At 33.2% G+C, this 22897-nt stretch carries 18 protein-coding genes; 8 read left to right on the plus strand and 10 right to left on the minus strand.

What is annotated here, in order from left to right; all coding sequences use genetic code 11:
- Positions 1–15: 15 nt before the first annotated feature.
- The 5 genes from QWY92_RS18350 (at position 16) to QWY92_RS18370 (ending at position 12271) form a co-directional block, all read left to right on the plus strand.
- Positions 16–8358: a T9SS type A sorting domain-containing protein gene (locus QWY92_RS18350; protein WP_290274251.1), complete on the plus strand. Its 8343-nt coding sequence runs from the start codon at positions 16–18 to the stop codon at positions 8356–8358.
- Between the two features lie 262 nt (positions 8359–8620).
- Positions 8621–9031 carry an arsenate reductase family protein gene (locus QWY92_RS18355; protein WP_290274254.1) on the plus strand — a complete coding sequence of 137 codons (411 nt, stop codon included), beginning with the start codon at positions 8621–8623 and terminating at the stop codon, positions 9029–9031.
- Positions 9032–9067: 36 nt separating this feature from the next.
- Positions 9068–10513, plus strand: coding sequence for a DUF748 domain-containing protein (locus tag QWY92_RS18360; RefSeq protein ID WP_290274256.1), 1446 nt, complete (start codon positions 9068–9070; stop codon positions 10511–10513).
- Positions 10514–10523: 10 nt separating this feature from the next.
- Positions 10524–11624 (plus strand): DUF748 domain-containing protein, encoded by a 1101-nt coding sequence (locus tag QWY92_RS18365; RefSeq protein ID WP_290274259.1) that lies wholly within the window; start codon positions 10524–10526, stop codon positions 11622–11624.
- A 155-nt stretch (positions 11625–11779) separates the two neighbouring features.
- Positions 11780–12271, plus strand: a complete 492-nt coding sequence (locus tag QWY92_RS18370; RefSeq protein WP_290274263.1) for a Dps family protein — start codon at positions 11780–11782, stop codon at positions 12269–12271.
- A 122-nt stretch (positions 12272–12393) separates the two neighbouring features.
- Here QWY92_RS18370 and QWY92_RS18375 read toward each other — a convergent pair whose 3' ends face one another.
- Positions 12394–13068 (minus strand): hypothetical protein, encoded by a 675-nt coding sequence (locus QWY92_RS18375; protein WP_290274266.1) that lies wholly within the window; start codon positions 13066–13068, stop codon positions 12394–12396.
- Between the two features lie 422 nt (positions 13069–13490).
- Between QWY92_RS18375 and QWY92_RS18380 the strand changes: the two genes are divergently transcribed.
- From QWY92_RS18380 to QWY92_RS18390, 3 genes are all read left to right on the plus strand, one after another.
- Complete coding sequence (locus QWY92_RS18380) at positions 13491–14129, plus strand: hypothetical protein (protein ID WP_290274269.1); 639 nt, start codon at positions 13491–13493, stop codon at positions 14127–14129.
- Positions 14130–14245: 116 nt separating this feature from the next.
- On the plus strand, positions 14246–15271 hold the full coding sequence (locus QWY92_RS18385) for a T9SS type A sorting domain-containing protein (protein WP_290274272.1): 1026 nt from the start codon (positions 14246–14248) through the stop codon (positions 15269–15271).
- A gap of 309 nt (positions 15272–15580) precedes the next feature.
- Positions 15581–16042 (plus strand): hypothetical protein, encoded by a 462-nt coding sequence (locus QWY92_RS18390; protein ID WP_290274273.1) that lies wholly within the window; start codon positions 15581–15583, stop codon positions 16040–16042.
- Positions 16043–16180: 138 nt separating this feature from the next.
- On the opposite strand, the gene QWY92_RS18395 is transcribed toward QWY92_RS18390, so the two are convergent.
- The 9 genes from QWY92_RS18395 to QWY92_RS18435 form a co-directional block, all read right to left on the minus strand.
- Positions 16181–17212 (minus strand): helix-turn-helix domain-containing protein, encoded by a 1032-nt coding sequence (locus QWY92_RS18395; RefSeq protein ID WP_290274275.1) that lies wholly within the window; start codon positions 17210–17212, stop codon positions 16181–16183.
- Positions 17213–17236: 24 nt separating this feature from the next.
- Complete coding sequence (locus QWY92_RS18400) at positions 17237–17383, minus strand: hypothetical protein (RefSeq protein ID WP_290274278.1); 147 nt, start codon at positions 17381–17383, stop codon at positions 17237–17239.
- A 21-nt stretch (positions 17384–17404) separates the two neighbouring features.
- Complete coding sequence (locus tag QWY92_RS18405) at positions 17405–17551, minus strand: hypothetical protein (protein WP_290274281.1); 147 nt, start codon at positions 17549–17551, stop codon at positions 17405–17407.
- A 402-nt stretch (positions 17552–17953) separates the two neighbouring features.
- Positions 17954–20521, minus strand: coding sequence for an ATP-binding protein (locus QWY92_RS18410; RefSeq protein WP_290274284.1), 2568 nt, complete (start codon positions 20519–20521; stop codon positions 17954–17956).
- Positions 20522–20703: 182 nt separating this feature from the next.
- Positions 20704–21150 carry a response regulator gene (locus QWY92_RS18415; RefSeq protein ID WP_290274287.1) on the minus strand — a complete coding sequence of 149 codons (447 nt, stop codon included), beginning with the start codon at positions 21148–21150 and terminating at the stop codon, positions 20704–20706.
- Between the two features lie 15 nt (positions 21151–21165).
- Complete coding sequence (locus QWY92_RS18420) at positions 21166–21717, minus strand: helix-turn-helix domain-containing protein (protein ID WP_290274290.1); 552 nt, start codon at positions 21715–21717, stop codon at positions 21166–21168.
- A gap of 272 nt (positions 21718–21989) precedes the next feature.
- Positions 21990–22334: a hypothetical protein gene (locus tag QWY92_RS18425; RefSeq protein ID WP_290274293.1), complete on the minus strand. Its 345-nt coding sequence runs from the start codon at positions 22332–22334 to the stop codon at positions 21990–21992.
- Between the two features lie 118 nt (positions 22335–22452).
- Positions 22453–22644: a hypothetical protein gene (locus QWY92_RS18430; protein WP_290274296.1), complete on the minus strand. Its 192-nt coding sequence runs from the start codon at positions 22642–22644 to the stop codon at positions 22453–22455.
- Positions 22645–22724: 80 nt separating this feature from the next.
- Positions 22725–22886 carry a DUF1328 family protein gene (locus QWY92_RS18435; RefSeq protein WP_290274298.1) on the minus strand — a complete coding sequence of 54 codons (162 nt, stop codon included), beginning with the start codon at positions 22884–22886 and terminating at the stop codon, positions 22725–22727.
- Positions 22887–22897: the final 11 nt, after the last annotated feature.

Genomic DNA, 22897 nt, shown 5'->3' on the forward strand with positions numbered 1-22897 from the left:
AACTAATAAACGATTATGAAAGCTATTAAAATTACTTTATTACTGTTGTCTCTAATCACAACAGCATTCGGGCAAAACAGCCTTACTATAGAAAACTTGGAGGCCGCACCTGGCGAAAATACAAAGGTGATTATTGCGTTGGAAAACAGCGATAATATTTCGGGGTTTCAATTTAAAATTAAGGTGCCTAACGGTTTAATATTGAAAGAAAAAGAAGCCGTATTTACAGGAAGAGCTTCCAATCATGTTATTTATCCTAAAGCTTTGGGTAATGGCACATATTTATTGTTAGGGTTCTCAGGAACAAACACCAACTTTACTGGGAGTTCTGGTGGTTTAATTGAAATTCCAATAGAGATTCCATTAAATTATCAAGCTGGAGAAACTTACAATATCACACTTTTAGATGTTATTGTGAGTTCTAGCAATGGGGAAGATTTAGGAAGTAATCATCAAGATGGTGTTTTAACTATTGTTGAAGGCGAAAATCCCGATTTAGAAGTGGATGCTATTAGTGTTTTACAAGCCGATATTTTGCCTAATGCCGTAAGTAATATTAGTTGGAATGTTGAAAATGTTGGTTTAGCAGCAGCTATTGGCGGATGGCGAGAACAGGTAGCGTTAGTGTCTCAAACCAACGGGAAAAAATATATTATCGGATATGCATATTATAATAATACTCTTTTAGAAGGCGCATCAATAGACAGATCTTTAGAGGTTAACATTCCACAAATTATCGGTTTTGATGGCGATGTAAAGATTGAAGTTTCCTTAGTTACCAATTCGGGTGTTAAAGAGCCTACGAGTGCTAAAGAGAATAATATTGCAGTTTCAGCGGAAACAAAAACCTTATTAAAGCGTTTGATTTTTACATTAGATAAAAAACAAATTATTGAAAGTTCGGACGATTTGTTACGTTTCACTTTAAAAAGAAGTGGAAATACGGAAATTGCAGAAAATTTTACCATTTCAACAACAGCAACGGGGGCTTTTAATTTACCCGCTACACTAACTATTGCAGAAAATGCTTCGTCTAACTTTTTATATGTAAATCCTATTGATAATGCGTCTTATGAAGGCGATAGAGATATAGAAATACAAGCCATAGGTTCAGGCTACGCCGAAGAATTAGTAAATTTAAAATTATTAGACGACGAAAAAGTAATACTTACTTTAAGCCATCCAGAAACATATAACACCACCGTTGGTAGCACTATACCATTTACACTAAATGCGAGTTTTAGTGTAAACAGCGATCAGGTTATCGATATTTCTACAGATAAATCTGGGCGATTGGCATTGCCAAGCACCGTAACGTTATTAGCAGGTACACAAAGTGTTTCTTTTGATGCTAGTATTAAAGATACGGGAGCTATCAATAAGGCTACAGCTGCTAATGTTTTTGCTAAAGCAGACGGCTATATCACGGCTATTAAAGACATCCAGTTAGGTTCTATAAACATTCCAAACTTCACATTAGATATCAGTCCAAGTCAAATTTCGGAAGGCGATGGCATTAAAGCGTCGTATTTTACCTTAAGAAGAACAGACCATTTAGATAAAACGGCGACAGTAAAAATTAGTGCCAGTATAGCCAACCAATTAATTTTACCTTCGGAAATTTTATATAAAGTTGGCGAGTCTGAAAAAACATTTAATATTGGTGCTGTCAATAATTCTGAAGTTGAAGGAGAACGTACTGTTACGGTAACATCTCAAATTAAATTTGACGGTTGTGCTTGTGTTGATGCTAACGATATAAATGCGTCGGTAAGCAGCGATATCACTATTTTGGATAACGACGGGTTAGCTTTAAGTGTAAAAATTTCGCCATCTACCATAAAAGCAGGAGCCGTTAATAATAAGCTCATTGTTTCTAGAAACACCAATAACCCAACCATTCTTCAAGATCCGGTAGAAGTAACACTTTCAAACGATTTAGCACATATTGTGGAACTTCCAAGTACAGTGACTATTCCGGCAGGAGAAAAATCTGTAGAGCTATCTTTCAACACTAGTATTGACCCAAATCAAACGGGTGATGAAAGTGTGAGAATTCAGGCGGAAGCCACAGATTATACTACGGGATATGGATGGATTCTAATTTCAAATCAGAATAAACCAGATGCTTCAATTATAGATATAACAACCATTGAAACTCCAGAAGCAGGGCAAACTATTACTGTACATACTTTTATACAAAACCAAGGGAATGTAAGCTTTCCTACTAATAGTAAAATAGATTATTATTTATCTAAAACCGCTAATATTGGCATCTTAAAACCCTTTGTATCTACTATAATTAATAAAGCTATTGCGGTAGATGCCACTTATGAGCATATTGAAGATGTGGAGCTTCCTAATTTCTCAGGAGATTATCACCTTATTGCGGCCATAAATAGCGATTATTCTATTACAGAATTAGATTATGAAAACAATCAGAACCAGATAGCGTTGAGTCTTTCACCAGCTTATGCTGTGCAAATTTCACTTAACAAATCGGTTTATAATACGAACGAAAGGGTCGAAGTTTCTGGAACCGCAAAAACAGCATCAGGTGATAACGTACCAAATGCAGAAATTGCTTTAAAAATTGAAAATACTGAATTTAAAAAGGATTATACAATCACGACCGATGCTAGTGGAAATTTTGTTTTTGAATACCTACCGTTTGAGAATGAAAACGGCTCGTACAACGTAACCGCATGTTTTCCGGGAGAAGCCATTGCACCACAAGCTAGTTTTGAATTGTTAGGTTTTGAAATTATCGGGAAACCACAGTTTATAAAATGGGAAACATTAGCCAATACATCTTTAGGAAAGGAGTTAAGGTTAAAAAACAATACCAATACGAGGTTAACAGGTGTGATGATTAACATACCAGAAGGTTCTGAATTCTCTATCGATCAAACTCCTATGGATATTGAGCCAGGAGCTACCATTGTATTTCCTTTTGATGTGGTGTCTATGGATGCCAGTGCAGAGTTAAAATATACTGAATTTAAACTCAAGATTGAATCTAACGAAGGCGCACTATATAGCGAAAGGGCTTACTATTACTGTAAAAATCAAGTATCTAAATTGGTGGCAAATCCTATTTCGATAAACACCACTATGGCAAAAGATGAAACCCGACTTTATGAGTTTACTATTAAAAATGTGGGTGCTGTAAATGCCGAAAATGTCGAACTTTTATTACCCGATTTAGATTGGTTGCGTTTACACTCGCAACCGTTGATTGCTAGTATAAAACCAGATGAAGAAATTAAAATTGTATTAGAATTTAAGCCAACAGTAAAGGAGCAGGTTAATGTGCCTATTACTGGTAATTTAGTCGCAAAACAAACCACAGGACCTTGGCTATCTATTCCTTTTAAATTAGAAACCGTATCGGAATCTACCGGTAAATTAATTGTAGATGCTACAGATGAATATACCTATAACACCAGCAGTGCGCCACATTTAGAGGGAGCAAAAGTGGTTGTAAAACATCCGTTTACAGGAGCGATAATTGCTGAAGGTTTTACAGATGCTTCGGGCTTATTTGAAATTCCAGATATTAATGAAGGTTGGTATGTGGTAAATGTAACTGCGGAAAAACATAACCCATATCAGAATAACATTTTGGTTGATCCAGGAAAAGACACTAGAGTAACGGCGTTTCTACCATACCAAGCGGTAACTTATTCGTGGGATGTGCAACCTATTGAAATTTTGGATGAGTACGATATCACTTTACAAGTCAAGTTTGAAACCAATGTGCCGTTACCCGTAATTGTTATGGAAATCGATAATCCGAAGTTAGATTTAAACCCAGGAGAATCTAGAATGACCTATATTACGGTAACAAATCATGGTTTAATTGCCGCACAAAATGTAAGTATTAGTACAGGCGAAGCCGATGGGTATACCATAAAACCATTAATTACCTCGTTAGATGTACTAAATGCAAAATCGGCAGTTACTGTGCCGGTTCTTATCAAAAATATTATAGGCACCGAACGTCCTTCAGGATTAGGGAAGGCGTCGGCAACTAAAGCAGGAGGAGGCAGTTGTAATGTTCCGGTAACGTTGCGTGCCGTGTATATTTGCGATACCGAAAAAGAAATGTTTGCCTTTACTGCTTACGTTAACACCTGTGCATCAACAGGCGGAGGAGGAGGACCAATTATTGTAGACGGCTGTTATTCTTGTGGGCCTGGCGGCGTAAGTGGCGGCGGCGGTGGCACAGGAACTGGCTTTGGGCCAGGTTCAGGCACGAGCACATTAACGTCGTTCCCAGATTTCTGTGATCCTTGTTTAAATGCGGTAACATCAACGGTTTTAAGCTGTAATCCATATACGTCTGCGCTTAGTTGTGCGTTTTCAATGTTAACTTCTACAGGGTTAGTCGGTTTCGGAAAGGCTGCAGTGGGTTGTGTTAAGGGGCGTATTGGTTGTGCGCTGGCTATTATCGATTTAAGACACTGTTTTCCTTCATTTGGTGGCGGTGGTTCTAGCGGAAGTTTAAAAACCAATGCTAGTAAGGCCAGTTTAGCCGGTTCTGGTGGTAATTTCGACTTTATTTTTGAAGATTTTGAAAAGATATCAGAGGCTGAAGTAGCTCAAGAGGATTTATTGTCAGAGTATTTTCAAAATGAAGATTTAGAAAGTAATAACGATTATTTGGCTCTTTTCTTAAATACTATTGGAGCTGTTCTAGATTCGGAAGGCGTATTAACTTCTGAAGATATTTTAGCGTTAAAAAACGATATGGCCGAAACAAGTATTAGTGAAGCTTATATCGATAGTTTTGTAAACCGATGGAACACCTCGGTTGCTGCTTGGAATGCAAACGTGCTGTCTCCAAATGCGCAGTATCCAAATATCATTGATAAAACAAAAATTGATAATTATAATCAGATAAAAGCCGATTTGGTAAGTCATGCTTTTACTCGCGGTTTTGTTTCAGTAGCCGATATGTATAATTCTGATTTAGTAGCTATGGATGAGTTTATTAAAGCTAAAAGTGAAGATGAAGCTAGTGTTTGTGCCACCGTAACTATTGAGTTTCCGCAGCGATTAACCATGACGCGTGAAGCTTTTGAAGGGACATTAAATATTAACAATGCCAGTGCTAAGTCGATTACTGAAATTCATTTAGACCTGGTTGTTAAAGATGAAAATGGCGAAAACAAAACCCATTTATTTCAAATTAATAAAGAAGAATTCTTAAACGGAAACGGAACTGTAAACTCCGATGAGAGCGGACAAGGTTTAGTCATTTTTATACCAACGAAAGAAGCAGCGCCCGAGGTGGCCAAATCTTATTCTTTCGGTGGAATTTTGTCTTATTTCGACCCAGAAATTGGAGAAAAAGTAAGTATCACGCTTAACCCCGTAACATTGGAGGTTAACCCTAGTCCAGATTTAATTTTGCATTACTTTATGCAACGAGACATTTTAGGCGATGATGCGCTTACCGAGGATGTTATTGAACCTTCAATACCTGCGGAATTATCATTAATGATTATAAACGATGGTTTCGGATTGGCGAATGATGTTAATGTGGAATCCATGCAACCCAAAATTGTAGATAATGAAAAAGGTTTGTTAATTAATTTCGAAATGATAGGTTCTAATTTTAATAATGAACCTACACAAATGGGATTATTAAATGTCGATTTTGGAGATATTCAACCTAAAACAGCGGCTGTGGGCCAGTGGTACTTTACTAGTTCGCTTATTGGTCATTTTGTGGAGTACGATGTAAAAGTGAATCATACCAGTAGTTTTGGAAACGCCAATTTAAGTTTAATAAAAGGCGCTTATATTCATGAACTGGTTAGAAGTGTAAAAGCTTATGGTGATAATAGTGATGATATTTCCGACTTCTTAGTTAATGATATGTCGGATGTTTATGATACACCAGATATGATTTATTTATCAAATGGTACTTCGGAAGCTGTGTCTAAAGCAGAGGCTGTTTCCATTGTTGAAGCTGTAACACCAGGAACATTAACGGCCAAAATTCAAATAAACCCAATAACAACTGGTTGGAATTATGGTAATATTTTAGATGAATCGGCAGCAAACTACAAATTAGAAAAAGTGATTAGAGATCGTGATAATTTTGAAATTCCTTCTCAAAATTTCTGGCAAACTCACGTAACGCTTAAAGATGGCTTAAACCCCAAATACGAAAATAAGCTACACGTTTTAGATAAAATAACAGCAGTAGAAACCTACACTTTATATTTTACACCTATCGATGGGGATATCCCGAAAATTGTAGAATTTATTGATGCGCCAGCCGAATACAATACCGTACCTGTCGAGTTGGTAACGGTTGAATTTAATAAAGAAATAGACTTTAATACCTTCACAACGGATAATATTGTGCTCATACATCAAGGTGTTGAAGTGCCGGTAGAAAATATTCTAATTGGGAAAATAAACCCAACCACCTTTTCTATAAACATAGAAGATGTTACGGCACAATCAGGCTATTATGAATTGACGGTGCAAGCCTTAGGTATAAAAGATTTGGTAGGGAATGAAGGTAAGGATGGAAAAAAAATAGGCTGGTTACAGTTTATTAATGAATTGGGAATACTGAAGTTTGAATCCGATCAATTAAAAAAGAACCCTGTAAATAGTATCGATGTAATTTTTAATAAACCAATTAGAACCGAGGAATTTACTGAGGATAAAATCACTATTAACGATGCTGCAGTCAATGGACTTACCATAGATAAAATAGACGATTATAACTATAGTATTTCTGGAATTAATCCTTTAAACGAGGACAATGGGGAATATACGATGGCTATTGATGTTACTAATATTAAAGCTACCGATGGTATTTCTGGTTTGGCCTTACAAACATTCACTTGGGAAGTCGATAATAATTTGCCAAAAGTGGAAAGTATACAAAGGGTAAGTCAAGGGGCGATAGATAGTCAAATTATTACAGCATTAGAGATTGAGTTGAGCAGGCCAATAGTTTCAGATATTGAAGCTTCGGCATTTCACTTTACTAAAAATGGGCAAGATATATCGATTCCTATAACGATTCAGAAAATAGACGATTTACATTATTCTGTTTTGGGCTTGGGCGGTGATACATCTAGCAATGGAACTTATCGTGTTACCATCGATCAAACGAGTTTTAGGGATGAAAACGATAATTTAGGCGAAGGTATTGCTGAAACCTCATGGACGGTAAGACTCGATGCTATAGTTGCTATTTCAAACTTAAAATTAACACCAGATAGAGGAATTTCAGATACCGATAATATTACGTCGGGCAATGATGTTCAGTTGTTCTATACCACTTTATTAGATAATGTAACTGTTGAGGTGTACGAGTTGTTGGCTACAAGCGAAAAATTAATCGATACTCAATTCAGAGCGGAAACTGGTACGCACGGTATTTCACTTACTAGTTACACTGGAGCTAAAAAGTTTAAAGTCGTGGCAACAGATGCTGAAGGTCGCCGAAGCAATGCTGAAATTTTAACGGCTTATCTAGATTATACAGATATAATCATTGATATTGAACTGGTAGATGAGCTTAGTAATGATTGTTCCGATTTCGATTATATTAATGTGAAATTTTCTGAAGATATTGATGAAAATACTTTTGATAGTGATGCCTTTAATTTAAAAGTAACAGGTATTAGCATTCCAAAAAACAATGTGACTATAGAAAAGGTAACTGATAAATATTATATTTTAAACGGTATAGAAAGCCCCATTGATGGTAATGTGGTGTTAGAAATAGACAAAACTAAAATAGCTAAAAAGTTAAGTGGTCTCAGTGGTTTTTCAACAGAAAGTGCTATTTTGGGAAGTGCTGAAAATTATGTTGTTAGTATTTCAGGAGAGGAAAATCCAGTACTTTTGGATACCTACGAATACACGGCCGATGCCAATATGAGCAAGTATGAATGGATTATAATTAATGGTGAAATATTAAGTACGGATAATAATAAAGTATCAGTAAAATGGAATAAACTGGGTGCACAATCTTTAATTCTTAGGTATCAAACGCCGTTAGGTTGTACGTTAACAGAAACAATTGATGTGATGGTGGATTATATTTCATTAGGTGTAGATGATGATGAGGTGGTTGCAGATAAAAATTTCATTTCACCAGTGCCTAATCAAGGCAAGTTCAGTATTCATACCAACTTCATTTTAAGCGATTGTACACTAGCCATTTTTGATGTTACAGGAAAACAAATTTATCAGGAAAATGACATTAATACCATGCGTAAGGTAAAAGAGGTAGATGTTAATTTGAGTTCTGGTTCCTACTTTTTAATCCTTTCAAATAGTGAAGAAAAATTACATTTCAAGTTTGTAATTCATTAAAAGGAAGTAGAAAAACCCCATAATCACATTAAAGGCAGGATATTTATAAATTAAATATCCTGCCTTTGTGCTTTAAATAGTTGGGATAAAATTATAAGATGTTATGTGCTATGTTTCATTATTTTAGAACCTGTTGAAATCTTGTTAATAGGCTGTTAAACTAGAACGTGCTTGAGTTTTTGAGTTACAAAAGAAACGGATAACGCTAATTTAAAAAGGTGTTTCATGGTATCTTTCCACTTAAACTAAAAAGATTATGGGCATGATTTCAAAACATAAAATAAAAATTACGATTTATTACCATTCAGAAAATTCTATAGGCAAACAAACGCATGCTTATGTGAATGCATCGGATAAAAAACTACACGCTGTAGATATTTCTAAAACCAAAGTTACAGGATCTCAATGGGCAGAATTAGCTACAGAACTGGGTAAAAATATTTCAGATTTAATAAATAAGGAGCATCCAGATTTTATTCAAAATTACGGCAAGGATAAACAAATTATGGAGCAGCACGATTGGCTAAAAATACTAGAAAAAATGCCGCTGTTACTTAAACATCCTATCATCATTAATGGAAACGATTATATAGAAATTAAAAGTGCTTCGGAAGTTGTGAAGTACCTAGAGTCGGGAAATGAAGCGGATAAAATTTCTACAACAAACCAATAATCAGGGATGACTAAAACGGATAAATCTAATACGATAATGACTACTATTAAAGAAAAACGATTGCAAATAATTTTGGTAATTGTTGGCGTGTTCTTGATATCAATTTTTGGGTTGCAACTTTATGCCAAACATAAGGTTGGTAAACTTATTGACGAAAAACTACCCGAAAATATTACATTAACGTATGACGATTTAGACTTAAATATTTTTACAGGAACCTTGCAGTTAGAAGGTGCTAATTGTGAAATTGTTAAATTGGAATCTCAAAAAACAGAATCCTTTATTACTGCGGAAACATTTGAAGTTAGTGGTTTTAGTTATTGGTCGCTTTGGAAACATGAACGTTTTCAAGCTGATAATTTGAGTACTGAAAATGCTCAAATAACCATGTTTAAAAAGGAATCGGATGAAGTTCAATTTTCTATTAATAAAATGTCCTTTAAATTATATGATGTAAAAACCGACAAGGCGTTACTTCAGAATAAAATTCCATTCGAATATAAATCGATAGATATTTCATTGGATGATTTATACTTAAATTTAAGCCGTTTTGAACATCTAAACGTTGCACATGTATTATTTAATAATAAAAATGTGACGTTTGAAGATTTATCAATCGCCTCAAAGTACGATAAAGAAACACTTTCCAAACGGTTAACCCAAGAACGCGATCATGTCAAATTTACGGTGCCATCAGGCGACTTTCAAGATTTTGAAATTGCAACCGTTAACGATAGTTTTTCAGTGTCAGCGACACGTTTCAATATAAATAATGGCGACTTACATTTATTCAGAAATAAACTTTTACCTGATGATTTTACGGTGAAAACTCTTTACGGTTCTAGACTGCAGAATCTTCCGATAAAACTAAATGTTGAATCCTTTTTTATTAAAAACACCAATGTCTTTTATTCCGAAAAAGTAGATTTGGATATCGATCCGGTTTCTATTTCATTTGAACATTTAGATGCCGAAATCAAGAATCTTTCTAACACCAATAAACAGAAAACCATTATTGATGTTACCGCCAAACTTATGGGTAAAGCGCCTTTACAGTTTCATTGGGATTTTAATACATCTGATCCATCGGATGTTTTTAATGCATCGGCAATTTTAAAAGATTTAGAAGCGTCTACGATTAATCCGTTTTTAGAATCGCAGGCTAATGTTAGAGCGTTAGGGAGGATTCATGAAATGTATTTTACGTTTTATGGTAATGACTTCAATTCTAAAGGAGAAATGAAAATGAAATATGAAGATTTTAAATTCACTATTCTGAATGAAGATCAATTAGGGATTAATAAAACACTAAGTGCCTTGGTTAATATTTTAACAAATGATGGCTCTAAAACGGATGCTAATGGGTATCGATATGGAAGTATTGCGGTAGAACGAGATAGAACAAAATCATTTTTTAATTATCTGTGGCTAAACACCAAAGACGGATTAAAAAACACCGTGGTAGGCAACGGAAAGAAATAAGAGACCAAGCATGAGAAAGAATAAAAATAGAGGTTTTAGAAAAAAAAGATATACGCTACCATTAATTATTATTGGGGTTTTAATCTTAATAAGGTTGTTGCTACCTGTTATGGTAAAAAAGTATGTAAACGGCGTACTTGCAGATATTCCGGGGTATTATGGTCAAGTTTCAGGAATCGATATTTCGTTGTTTCGAGGCGCTTATGTTATTCATAATTTGTATTTAAATAAGGTCGATGCCGGATCGGAAGTACCCTTTATAAATTTAGACGAAACAGATATTTCTATAGAATGGCGCGCCTTGTTTAAGGGTAGGGTAGTGAGCGAAATTGTATTAACCCGTCCCCAATTTATTTACGTTTTTGAAGATCAGCAACAAGATGAAGCTGAAGATCCCGATTTTGATGATTGGACCAAAGCTTTAACCGATTTGGTGCCCATTGATATCAATAATCTTAAAATTATAGATGGTAAAGCCGCCTTTGTGCAACTTACATCAGACCCCAATATCGACTTGAACTTAAATCAAATTCAGTTAAATGCGACCAATCTTAGAAATGTAGAACGTACCGAGCGCGAATTGCCTTCGGAAATATCGGCACAAGCCGTATCTATAGGGCAAGGCCGTTTTACCTTGGATGGTAAAATGGATTTGGTAAAGCAAATTCCAGATATGGATATTTCCTTTTCTTTAGAAGATGCATCGATTACGGGGCTAAACGATTTTTCAAACCATTATGCGGGTATAGATTTTACCGAAGGAAGTTTTAATGTATTTAGTGAAATTGCTATAGCTAACGGTTTTTTAACGGGTTATATAAAACCTTTTTTGAAAGACTCTAAATTGATAAGCGTCGAGCAAGATCCGTTTTTTAATAGACTTTGGGAAGGCTTTGTAGGCTTCTTTAAATTTGTGCTTAAAAATAAAGGGAACAATACTTTGGCAACAAAAGTGCCGCTTTCAGGCGATTTAAATAATGTAGAAACTAAAGTATGGCCAAGTGTGTTTAACATTTTTAAAAATGGCTGGATAGAAGCTTTTAAAGGAGTTGTAGATAATGAAATTGATTTTGAAGATGCTGAAAAAGCAAGCGAAAAGAAGGAAAGGTAATTAAATACGGTACTAAACTTTTTAATATTTTAAGAAGAAAACTTGTTGTTTACCATCCTGATTTTTTAGCGTCAATTATTGAATGTTTTACGTTAATAGAAGCTGTTGATTACTAGTATCTTTATACTATAATCATTAAAAAAAAATAAAGAAAAATGGAAACTACAACTGCAGCCATAGGCATAGAAAAAGGAAATAGAAAAGCAGTAGTTAAAATGTTAAAACAACTACTTGCAGATGAATACGTGATGTACACAAAATACAGAAACGCACACTGGAACGTGGAAGGCATTGATTTTCATGCAAAACATGTGTTTTTTGAAGAAGAATACGGAAAACTAGAAAATACGATTGATGAAGTGGCAGAACGTATTAGAATGTTAGGATTTTATTCTCCCGGAAGCATGCAACAGTTTATAGAACTGTCGGCTTTAAAAGAGAATGGACCTGATACTAATGATAGTGCTAGTTTCATGAAAATATTATTAGATGATCATGAAACAGTGATTAAATTTATAAGAGAAAATATTGGCGAAAACGCCGAAGCACATAATGATGAAGGTACAGCCGATTTTATAACAGCTATCATGCAAATGCACGAACAAATGGCTTGGATGCTGCGTTCGTCTTTAAAAACCTTTAAATAGTACTAAAATTGTAAATTGCTATAAAACAAAAAAAACGGTAAGCGGAAACGCTTACCGTTTTTTTTATTTTATACCGTTTGCTACTCAAAATAGAGCGGTTTTATAATACTAGGAAATCCTTTTTATTTATAATACGTTATTTCTCGGGTTTGCTTCTGGCTTAGAGTTTCTCCAACGTACATGTGTCTTTCTGTCCAATTTCCATATTGGTCCGATTTTATATATTTATATGAAAGAATAATTCCATAACGTTTGCCTTTTGAGTCTTCGTGAAATTCTTTGATTACACGATTTTTAGCATCAAAAAACAAGCTGTCTAATCCCTGAAATTCACCTTTTCCGTTCTCATAAGTTTTAAGTACCGGGTTTTCATTTTTATCGGTTGTAATTATAGATTTCTTTGAAACTTTATGATCAGAATCGAATGACTCAATCACTTTTAATCCGTTAGTATTAACATAAATTGTATCTATATATGGTGTTTTTTTGCCGTGTTGGTAGGTTTCAGTGCCCACCAGGTTTTTACTTTTATCGTATTTATGTTGTAACCTTACCACGGTGTCTCTAGTTTCTCCAATCCAATACACATCAATAGGATGGGATGCCTTATCAAAATTTTCAATACTTCCAGAATTAAAAATTACCGTGTCATTTCGTATGTCGAAATTCGCTTCTTTAATTTTAGCAATTTTCGGTTTAGGTGTTTGATTTATTTCAGAATGAGATACTTTTTTAGGCACGTTTTCAAGTGAAATAAATGAAAATGATAAGAGAAATAATAGAACTAAGATTTTCATAAATTAATTTTAAATGGCTCGGTACAAAAATATAAAAACAACATCAACAGCGGCCTATGATATTTGAGGAGGAATTCATACTTAAACACTCGTTTGTAATAATTAGAGAACATAAAATTAAAAAGCAATACATTTATTAAATAAACCAGAGCAAATATGTTGTTTTCTTGTGATAATTTAGGGGTGTAATTTTTTCATTCTTTTTTGAATATAACTTTTTTTAAAAAAAAACTATTAAATGAACTTAATTATTTATCTGTGTAAGGAGTTGACTGTTAGTTTATTTATATTATCTTTATTAATTTAGGTGTTTAATAGTTATCAAGTTAATAGTATAACATAATATGGCGAATTTGAACAGACTAAATAAGAATCAATTAAAAATAATACTTAAGTTTAAGTAGCAATAGAGCAAAAACAAGATGGAAAAATCACTGTTTGTTATAGTCTTAATGTTTATCAATATTTCAATTTTTGGGCAAGGAGAAAATAACAATTATGATATTGATTCGGAAGACCTAAAAAGTATTTTTGAAGGACAAGGTATTTACATATTTAAATATCCTTTTGCTCTTAAAAAAGGTGAGTATATATCTATAAGCTACGATATATTTGAAAACGGAAAATTGAAAGCAAAAAAGCACGTTATAGAAGATTTTCAAATAGATAATGGCATAAGAATTAACCATCACATTGCTCGAAAGGACACTACAGTTTTTCATCGATTCTATTTCTTTGAGAATAAGGATATGTTAACCATGAGACAAACGTTACCTGGTATAAAACCTGTTCAAAATATTGATTTATCTAAAATTTTGGCTGGTAGTTTTAATTCGAGAACCAACATTCCAACAGATCTGTCTAAAAAAGAAGAGATACTCTTTTATTATGGAAACAAATCTAAAGGTTGGTTGAATTGTTCCACAGGAATTTCTAAATCAGATTTAATTAGAAGTTATGATTTCGTGATTTTATTTTACGCAGAAAAAATAAACAAAATACGTACAAAAAACATACTGAAAGAGATAGAAAATACGAACCAAAATCTTAGGTATGATTAGCCTTTTATTTAAAAATTTTTAACTCCTAATATTGAAAGTAACTTAAATTTAAATTATGAAAACAAAACTATTTTTCACATTTTTAATGACATCTTTTTTTTCACAAGCTCAAGTAGATGATTTTATTTTCAGGACTAAACCAACCAAACCGTCTTATTATTGATAACAATATTTTGTACGTAAAAGGGGGTGCTACACCAGGAGGTATAGTACAAATAGACCTGAGTAGTTCGTTGCCCTCGGCCAGTGTCTTATTTAATAGCTTGCCCGTAGGTATAGACTCTATTGGCATTGGTAATATTATAAAAGAAGGCAATACATTTTATATTTCATACGTAAATGATAATACAGGAGAAAGTACTTTGGCTAGTTTTAATGTTAGTACGCCTACAATTTTAAATAATATCGTTTCAAGCTTAGGTTATGTCTCTGCTATAGACGTATATAATGGTGAACTTTATTTTACAAATGAGGATTTATCCGGTGGCGGAACATCTCTTAAAAAAATTGATATAAGCATTAGTAATCCTCCAGTTTTTACCGTTTTAACAGGATTAACAAATCCTCAGGATATGGAATTTAAAGGAAGTACACTTTACATTGGCGATCGAGATGCTAATACGATTTATTCCGTTGATGTTTTATTAGTTAGTCCAACGCTCACTTCTTTTGTTAGTGGCGTAAACGTCAGAGGGGTTTATGTTTATAATGATTTTTTATATTTCTCTGATGGTGGAACTATCAAGAAAACCGAATTTTCTAATTCTACTAATATAACCACAGAAGCTATGGATACAGGAAGTAGTACCGATTTTTTAAGAGATGTTGTAATTAGTGGAAATAAATTATATATGCCACAAGAAAACTTTGGAAAAATTGTATCTAAAGAAGACTTAACATTATCTGTAACTAATGAAACCGATCAACTAATTGATCTATCATTTCATAATAATGACAATAATATTTTTATTACCGGATTAACGGATCTGAATAGTGAAATAAAAATTTATAGCTTAACAGGTTCTCAATTAGTTGTAAAAGAAGTGGATTCGGATGATAGTTCAATTGATATTAGCTATTTATCAAAAGGAATATATTTATTAAATATGGATAATAAAAAAACTTTTAAATTTGTAAAATAATTTTAAATAACTTGGTAAAGTAAGACCGAGAAATGAAAAAAGAATAAGTTTTATCTAAAAGCTTATTCTTTTTTTATGCATATAAATTTGTATAAACGTACTTTAGAATGACCTAATTGATTATAATGGTTTATTTTTTTAAAATATTAAATTAATTATCCAATTTAATTTAATATATTGTTTTTGTAAGTAATTGGTTTTCAGTATATTTTTTTGTCTTTATGTGTTGTTTTAATTAAATATCAGCCATATAGCAGACGAATTAGCTATAATTAAGTTGTAAACTGAAAATTTAAAAAAATAAGAACAATGAAAACTCACGCAGACAAAATACAAGAGCATAAAAGCCATTTCGAGGAGCATGCTGTTTCGCAGAATCAAAGAAGAGGTCAATCTACCTTTCAATTTATAGACAATAGGCCTGAAGTCGTTATGCAAAGAAAACAGCAAGAGATGGTTAATAATGCCTCAAAAATGAGCCAAATAGTGCAGTTGCAAGCAATGGCGAATAAGTATAGTTCTCAACAGCAGGTGGTTCAATTGGCAAATGGAGGGAATGCTTATAACGCTGGTCAAGGTGCCTTTTGGCATGTTCATCACGCAGAACATGTAAAATTTGGTGGATTGGGAGAGACCCGTATCAATTTTGGTGGTCGTAATAGAAATCAGGTACTTAGAAGGCTTAATAGTCAGAAAAACGTTCCTCCCCAAAGCCAACAAGGAGGAATAACTTATCAGCAATGTGTAAGATGGATTTTGAGAAATATATAATTTATTGATATTTGAGTGTTTTTTTACGTAACTTAAATCGATAATGCAAAGCCAACAAAAAGAAAAAAATCCGCTAAACTAGCGGATTTTTTTTGTGTTATTTCCAGGTGGTAACCCGAAAAAAGAATGGATTATTAATTAGGCTGTTACAGCTACCGAGTATTGGTTTTCTTGATAGTATTTAGGACTACAATTATATTTTTCCTTAAATATTTTTGAGAAGTAACTTCTGCTTGTTAACCCTACGGTATAAACAATTTCCGAAATATTTAAATCTGTTGTTTTTAATAAGTTTTCAGCGGTTTCAACACGGGTGTTTCTAATATAATCAGATACGGTACGGTTGTGTAATAATTTAAAACCTTCTTGTAATTTTGCTGGAGACATTCCGCCTTTTTTACTTAAATAAGCTAACGTATATTTAATTTCAGGGTAATTTTGTATAAAGTTAGAAAGCTCGTTTATGGTGTCCATTTCACTTCTGGTAAGCGATCCGAAGTTGCTTACACCATTTTTAGTATCTTGATTGTGTTGCTCAATTTCTAAAGCTAAAATCATGTGTACAATACCGTTTGTTAGTAATTGTCTTACCACACCTTTTTGTTGAATAGCTTCTAATTGTTGAATTTTTTCGGCTATTTTCAAATTATACGATCCAATATATGCAAAGATTTCTTTGTCTCCTTTTGGCATAAAGGTTTTTAAAAGTTGCTTTTGCAATAAATTTATAGACCCATCATTGGCATCACTAGATTTTGTATCAAAGCTAATGTTTGAAAATTTTACCGCTTGCCCTTTTCTAAAAAAGAAACAACTAGTTTTATGTGGGTCACTAGCAAAAATACCCGTCTGAAACTGATTTAAAGCACGTTGTTTACCCTCTACTCCAAAACCGTGGCTCATTTGCCCTTCCGCACAATACAAGAAGTATATCGGGTTGGTTGTTGGGGTGTTTCTAGTAATAACCGTATCCTGTTCAAACGTTATATTATACTCTAAAAAAGAGATGTTTTCATTAACTGATACCCCTTTAATTTCTCCTTTAGCGATATCGTTATCAAGTTCTAAAGCGTATGCTTTTTGTGAAACATCTAAACGGCCACCAAGGTTTGCTTTAAATTGATTAAAGGTTGCTTCTAAATGGTTTGTATTAAGATTTATAACTTTCATAATGTTGCGGTTTAAGGGTGGTTATTACTTTTCTTTAAGTACTTTTATTATTAATAAAAGTGTTGCTAGTGCTAATAATACATGTGATAAAATAACGAGGTTATAGATAAAAAATCCGATAGCCCAACCTCCTAAAAGGAGTAATGCCAATACATTTAATATTTTAGACATGGTATTATTTAATATCAATAATTAGTAACGTGTGTTTTGTTTTGAGTCTTCTCTAGAACTCATAATAGACGTATTAGAACCTTCGCTCTCTTTATCGTTTAATGTTTCTCTCGACCATATGCGGCCCACTCTCGAATTTGTTAGATGATTTTGGCTTGTATTTATCATAATAGATGTGTTGTTTTTGTTTGATACAAAGTTCAGAAATAGACACACCTTTTTCGTTATACAATTTTGGTATTATGTTATATAATTATGGGAAAGCGGATAATTTTAGGCCAAAACATTAAATTTTTGATGCAAATGAAGAATTTATAGCAATCTGTCGTTTTGTTCCGCAGACTAGCTATAAGCTATTAAAGCCTACTGGATTTTGAATAAAAATGGATTAAAACCAGTTTGGAATGTTTACAAATACCAAAGAATGGATAACTTTAATAGCGCTTGCTTTTTTAGAAGATAGTTATTAGATATATAATAAGGAGATGTTACAACCTATCATAATAGGAAAAAGGATGGGTTATTCAGGTTTCGTTTACAGTAAAAGGTTTGAAAATGAAACGGATTTATTTATGCTGGCAAATAAACACAAAAGGTAGAACCTTTGCCCAATTCACTTTGTGCTACAATATGTCCTTTGTGGTTTAATACAATTTTTTTACAAATGGCTAAACCGATACCAGTTCCTGAATATTCATTTTTTTGATGCAAGCGTTCGAAAAGTCCAAATATTTTTTCTGAATTTTCTTGATCAAAGCCAATACCATTATCCATGATAGAAATACGATAATAGTTTTTTCGTTTTTTATCAAATACTTCTGAAATTTTGTTTCGAGACAGTTTTTTACAATCAATAACAATTTTAGGAGCTTCAGTAGTGCTACCGTATTTAATAGCGTTGGACACTAAATTGGTAAACAGTTGCTCCATTTGAAACGGAATAGCCTTAATAGACGGAAGTGTATCTACGGCAATATCGACACCTGAAGCTTCAATGCGTTCTTCCAAATCGCCCAATACTTTTTCTAAGGTGTCATTAAGTTCGATTTTTACGAAATCTTTTTTAGTTCGGTTAATTCGCGAGTAAGCCAATAAATATTTAATCAACTTTTGCATGCGGTTTGCAGAACTATCAATTTTTTCGAAATAGGTTTTACCTTTATCCGATAGTTTTTCTAGTTCGCCTTCCGATAAGCGAGATACAAACATTTGAATTTTCCGCATAGGTTCTTGTAAATCGTGGCTGGCAACACGATTAAAAGATTCTAACTCGGCATTAGAACGTTTAAGTTCTTCATTTTTAGTTCTTAATTTTGCTTCCGTTTTTATACGGTTTGTAATATCTTGAACCACGCCTACAGAGGCCGATCTACCATTTTTAACCACTTTTTGTCCGTTAACATAAATATGTTTTATGTTTCCTGCTTTAGTAATAATACGGTAAGTATGTATGTCAGATTTTCCGTTTTCTACCGTTTCTTGACCTAGTTGGTCGTAACGTTCCAAATCGTCTGGATGTACAAACTTCCGGTAACTGTCAAAGGTCACGTCAAATGCATTAGGACTATAACCTAAAATGCGATAAAAGTTATCGGAAATATTAGCCGATCCGGTATCTAAATACCACACATAACTGCCAATATCTGCAACGCCTTCGGCATCTTTAAATATGGAGTTCTGAATTTCAAGTTCGGCATTTAAAATATTTAATTTTTCGGCTCTATTTTTTTCAAGCGTAATATCAGTAGAAGTTACGGTAACGCCATCATTCAGTTTAACTGCTGTGGCATGAAACCAAATGGTTTCTCCATTTTTATCAAATTGTGTTTCGTATTCAATTTGACGTTCTTCTTCAATACAGGTAACCATTTTTTCGAAAACGCCATTTTCGAATATGTTAGGATATATTTCAGAAGCCTTTTTATGTTTTACGTCGGCAGGAATATCTCCAATAATATCACTTATAGAATCGTTTATAAAGAGCGTTTCAAAATCAACTATGGTTCCAATATCGTTTCTAATAGATTTAAAGTGCATTACAATATTGGAAGTGCTTTTAAAAATATTACTTAAAAACGCACGATTATCTAAGAGTAAAAGATTCTGATTTTCTAACTGATCTTTAGTTGAAAGTAGATTTTGTTTAATGCTGTATTCTTCAGTAGTATCAATGGCTGTTGCCAAAATGCCATCGTTTAATTTAACAACATTGGTTTTAAAACGGAAGTTTATATTTTTAAATTTATGGGTTCTATCAAAACGTTGTGTTTCACCTAAAGTATAGCATTTCACGAAATGTTCAAAAACGCCATTTTCAAAATGTGATGGCATAACGTCCGACAGTAATTTCCCCTCTAAAACAAGAGCGGGAACACCTAAAACATCTTCAATATTTTCGTTAACGTACACAATTTTAAAATCAATAATGGTATCGTTTTCATCCATTATTGGGGTATAGTAGCTTACAATATTTTCGGTGTTTTTTAGTACGCTTTCTAGGAACTGCGTGGTTTTATCATTTTTTTTGCGTTGCTTATTAATTTGCCAGAATGAAATTATAAAGATAACCAGTGCGAACATGCCTAGCATTAAGGTCATTATAGGGTTTAAGCGGCGCGATTCTGAAAATTGATCTTGGCGACGTGTTAATAATATTTCCTCATGCTGCAACATACTCGCCTTAATGGTCTCAATTTTACGCATTAAAGCCGAAACGTCTGTTAAAAGGGCATTTCCAAGTTCTCTATCGGTTGTAGCGTTGGAGTTTATGGCAATTATAGTGCTGTAGAAATCTTTTTGTAAAACTTTTAATTCTTTTAAACTCTCTTGTTGTTTGGGGTTGTCTGAGGTTAATGCACTTAGGCGATTATATATTTTTAAGGTGCTATCTTTTTGGATGTCGAAAAAATCGCTGTGGTCTACGATATTTAGCAGTTTGTTTTCAAACGTTCTAGACTGCATCATGGCATACTGCGAAAACAAACTATTTATTTCGGTTTCAATACGTAAGGTATGCACCACCATTTCGGCCGTTTTCTCGAGTTCTCTAATTTGCTTATAACTATTGCTCCCTAAAAAAGTAAGTACCGATAGGGCTAAAATAAGGAGGACAATAAATATCTTGTATCTTTTAATCACGTTCTAATTTGATTTTTAGTATGGTTGATAACCTCGCTAAAATAAGGAAACTATTTTTTAAAAGCGCGATTCGGTTAATGCCGAAAGGGATTGCGTTAATAAAAAAAGGGTATGAGCACAATATTGCATAACAACATGGCTAACATGATAGAAACCTAGAAAATGACAACAGAAAAAGCGTGTTATAAACGCAATAAAAAGTTGTCTCTATTTAAGGCAGAGGTGTGGTATTGCCAATTAATTTTCAATACTTTATCAATAGCTTTTTTTAATGCAGAAAAACTATTGGGTTTGTTAATATATACGTTAGCACCGTTTACAAAAGTATTTTCGATGTCTTGTTCGGAAGATGATGTGGAGTAAATAGCCACACATAATTCCTTAAGTTTATCGTGCTTTCTAATTTCATTTAAACATTGCATACCGTTTTTAATAGGCATATTTAAATCTAAAAAAACAATTTCTGGTAGTACCGTTTCTGGCAATAATAAATAATCCATAAGGGCCTTACCATCATTAAATAATGATAATTTTGTTTTTACATCGATTTCAGTAATAGCCTCATCGAATAATAAGCGGTCGTCTTCATCATCATCGGCCAGGACGATATTCATAATACTTAACGGCATAATTTTATTGTTTTATTATTCAATCTCTTGTCTTTTTTTTATAATGCGTTGAAAAGCGGAAGGCGTAAGACCTGTCGTTTTTTTAAACTGCGTCGATAAATGGGCCACGCTGCTGTAATTTAGCTCGTGAGCAATTTCTGTTAAAGTTAAATTTTTATGAATGATAAGCTGTTTAGCCAAATCAATTTTTTTCAGAATAATAAAGTTCTCGATAGAAGAATAAGTGATTTCTGAAAAAATAGACGACAAATGTGCGTAAGAATAGTTTAAAGTATCGGATAAATAATGCGACACATTATACTTTCTTGATTTCTCAGAATCGTTAATAAGTTCGGTTATCAAATCTTTGATGCGCTCTACTAAAACGTTTTGCGGATTGGCTAATATTTCAATGCCATATTTTCCGAAAGCAAGCGTTAGTGATTCTAACTCTTTAGCTGTAAGGTGTTTGTTAAAATGTATTTCACCTAAATTATTAAGTTTATACTTTAGGTTTAAGCCATCGAGCTGTTCTTGTAAAACGGCTTTACAGATGATGTTATAATCAAACTTAATATTCATTTTCATAAAACCAGACTAATTTGGATCTAAATTGTCGATAAAATAAAAGTCTTTTTTTGACTATAAATTATTTCGATAAATATAGGGTTTTTATTGATATGTCTAATTTTTTTTACAACCCTACAAAAAGAAATATGTATGGAAGTGGCTTCGGAAAGCTTGATAAATTATAATCTACTGGTATTAAGTGGTTTTTGTTGTTTTTTAGATGGAATTAGCATTTAAAGGAAAGATTTTAAAGCGGTGATTTTTTTAGGCAAATATTTAAGGGAAGAACATTACAGTTCTACACCTAAAATATTCGCTATTTGAGATATGTTTTCTTTAGGTACCGCTTTAAAAAATTCGGCAGTAGTTGTATTGCTTGTTGGACTGTAGTTTGCCAGTACGGTACCTTTACAGCCACTTTTAGTTTCAATAACGTATAACACCGACATGTCTGCAGGGTTGCTCATACCTTCAAAACGGTGCTCTGCAACAACTTGTACATCTATAGGGTAGTAGGCTTTTTTTGTGTCTGTAGACACTAACTGATGGTTTACCATCATGAAATTATGGGTGTAACCTTTATTTTGATAAGCCGTTATATAGTCTTTCTCGCTTTCTAAGTTTGTATTTTTCATAGTTTTTCGTTTTTTGGCATATTCGTTTTTTAATGTTCCAACATGCGCTAATTGTTATAAAAAACGGGCATATTCCTTTTACAGAAATGCCCGTTAATGCTGTTAAGTCAAATTGCTATTAATTGTCGTCCGTGGCATCGTCAATTTCATCTTTTATTTCTTCAGCGCCTTCTTCGATGTTGTCTCCAGCGTCGTCAATAGTTTCTTCTATTTTTTCAGAAGTTGATTTTTCATCTCTACAACTTGTAAAAGCTGAAAGTGACATGGTGAATAATAGGGTGTATACTAGGTAAATCAGTGATTTTTTCATTGTTTTTTGTTTTAAGGGTTTCTATTTGGTTTTATTTAATGCTATTATTAGCCTTGAATTGCTTCAAGTTTGAGGATATTTTAAATACTCTTTTTTCCTCTAATTAGAGATACTATAAATAGTATGATAAAAATGAAGAATAAAATTTTAGCGATACTTGCGGCTCCTGCTGCAATACCTCCAAATCCAAAAATTCCTGCAATAATTGCTAATATGATAAAAGTGACTGTCCAACGTAACATAGTTTTGTGTT

The organism is Algibacter miyuki, from assembly GCF_030409805.1.
Classification (GTDB): domain Bacteria; phylum Bacteroidota; class Bacteroidia; order Flavobacteriales; family Flavobacteriaceae; genus Algibacter; species Algibacter miyuki.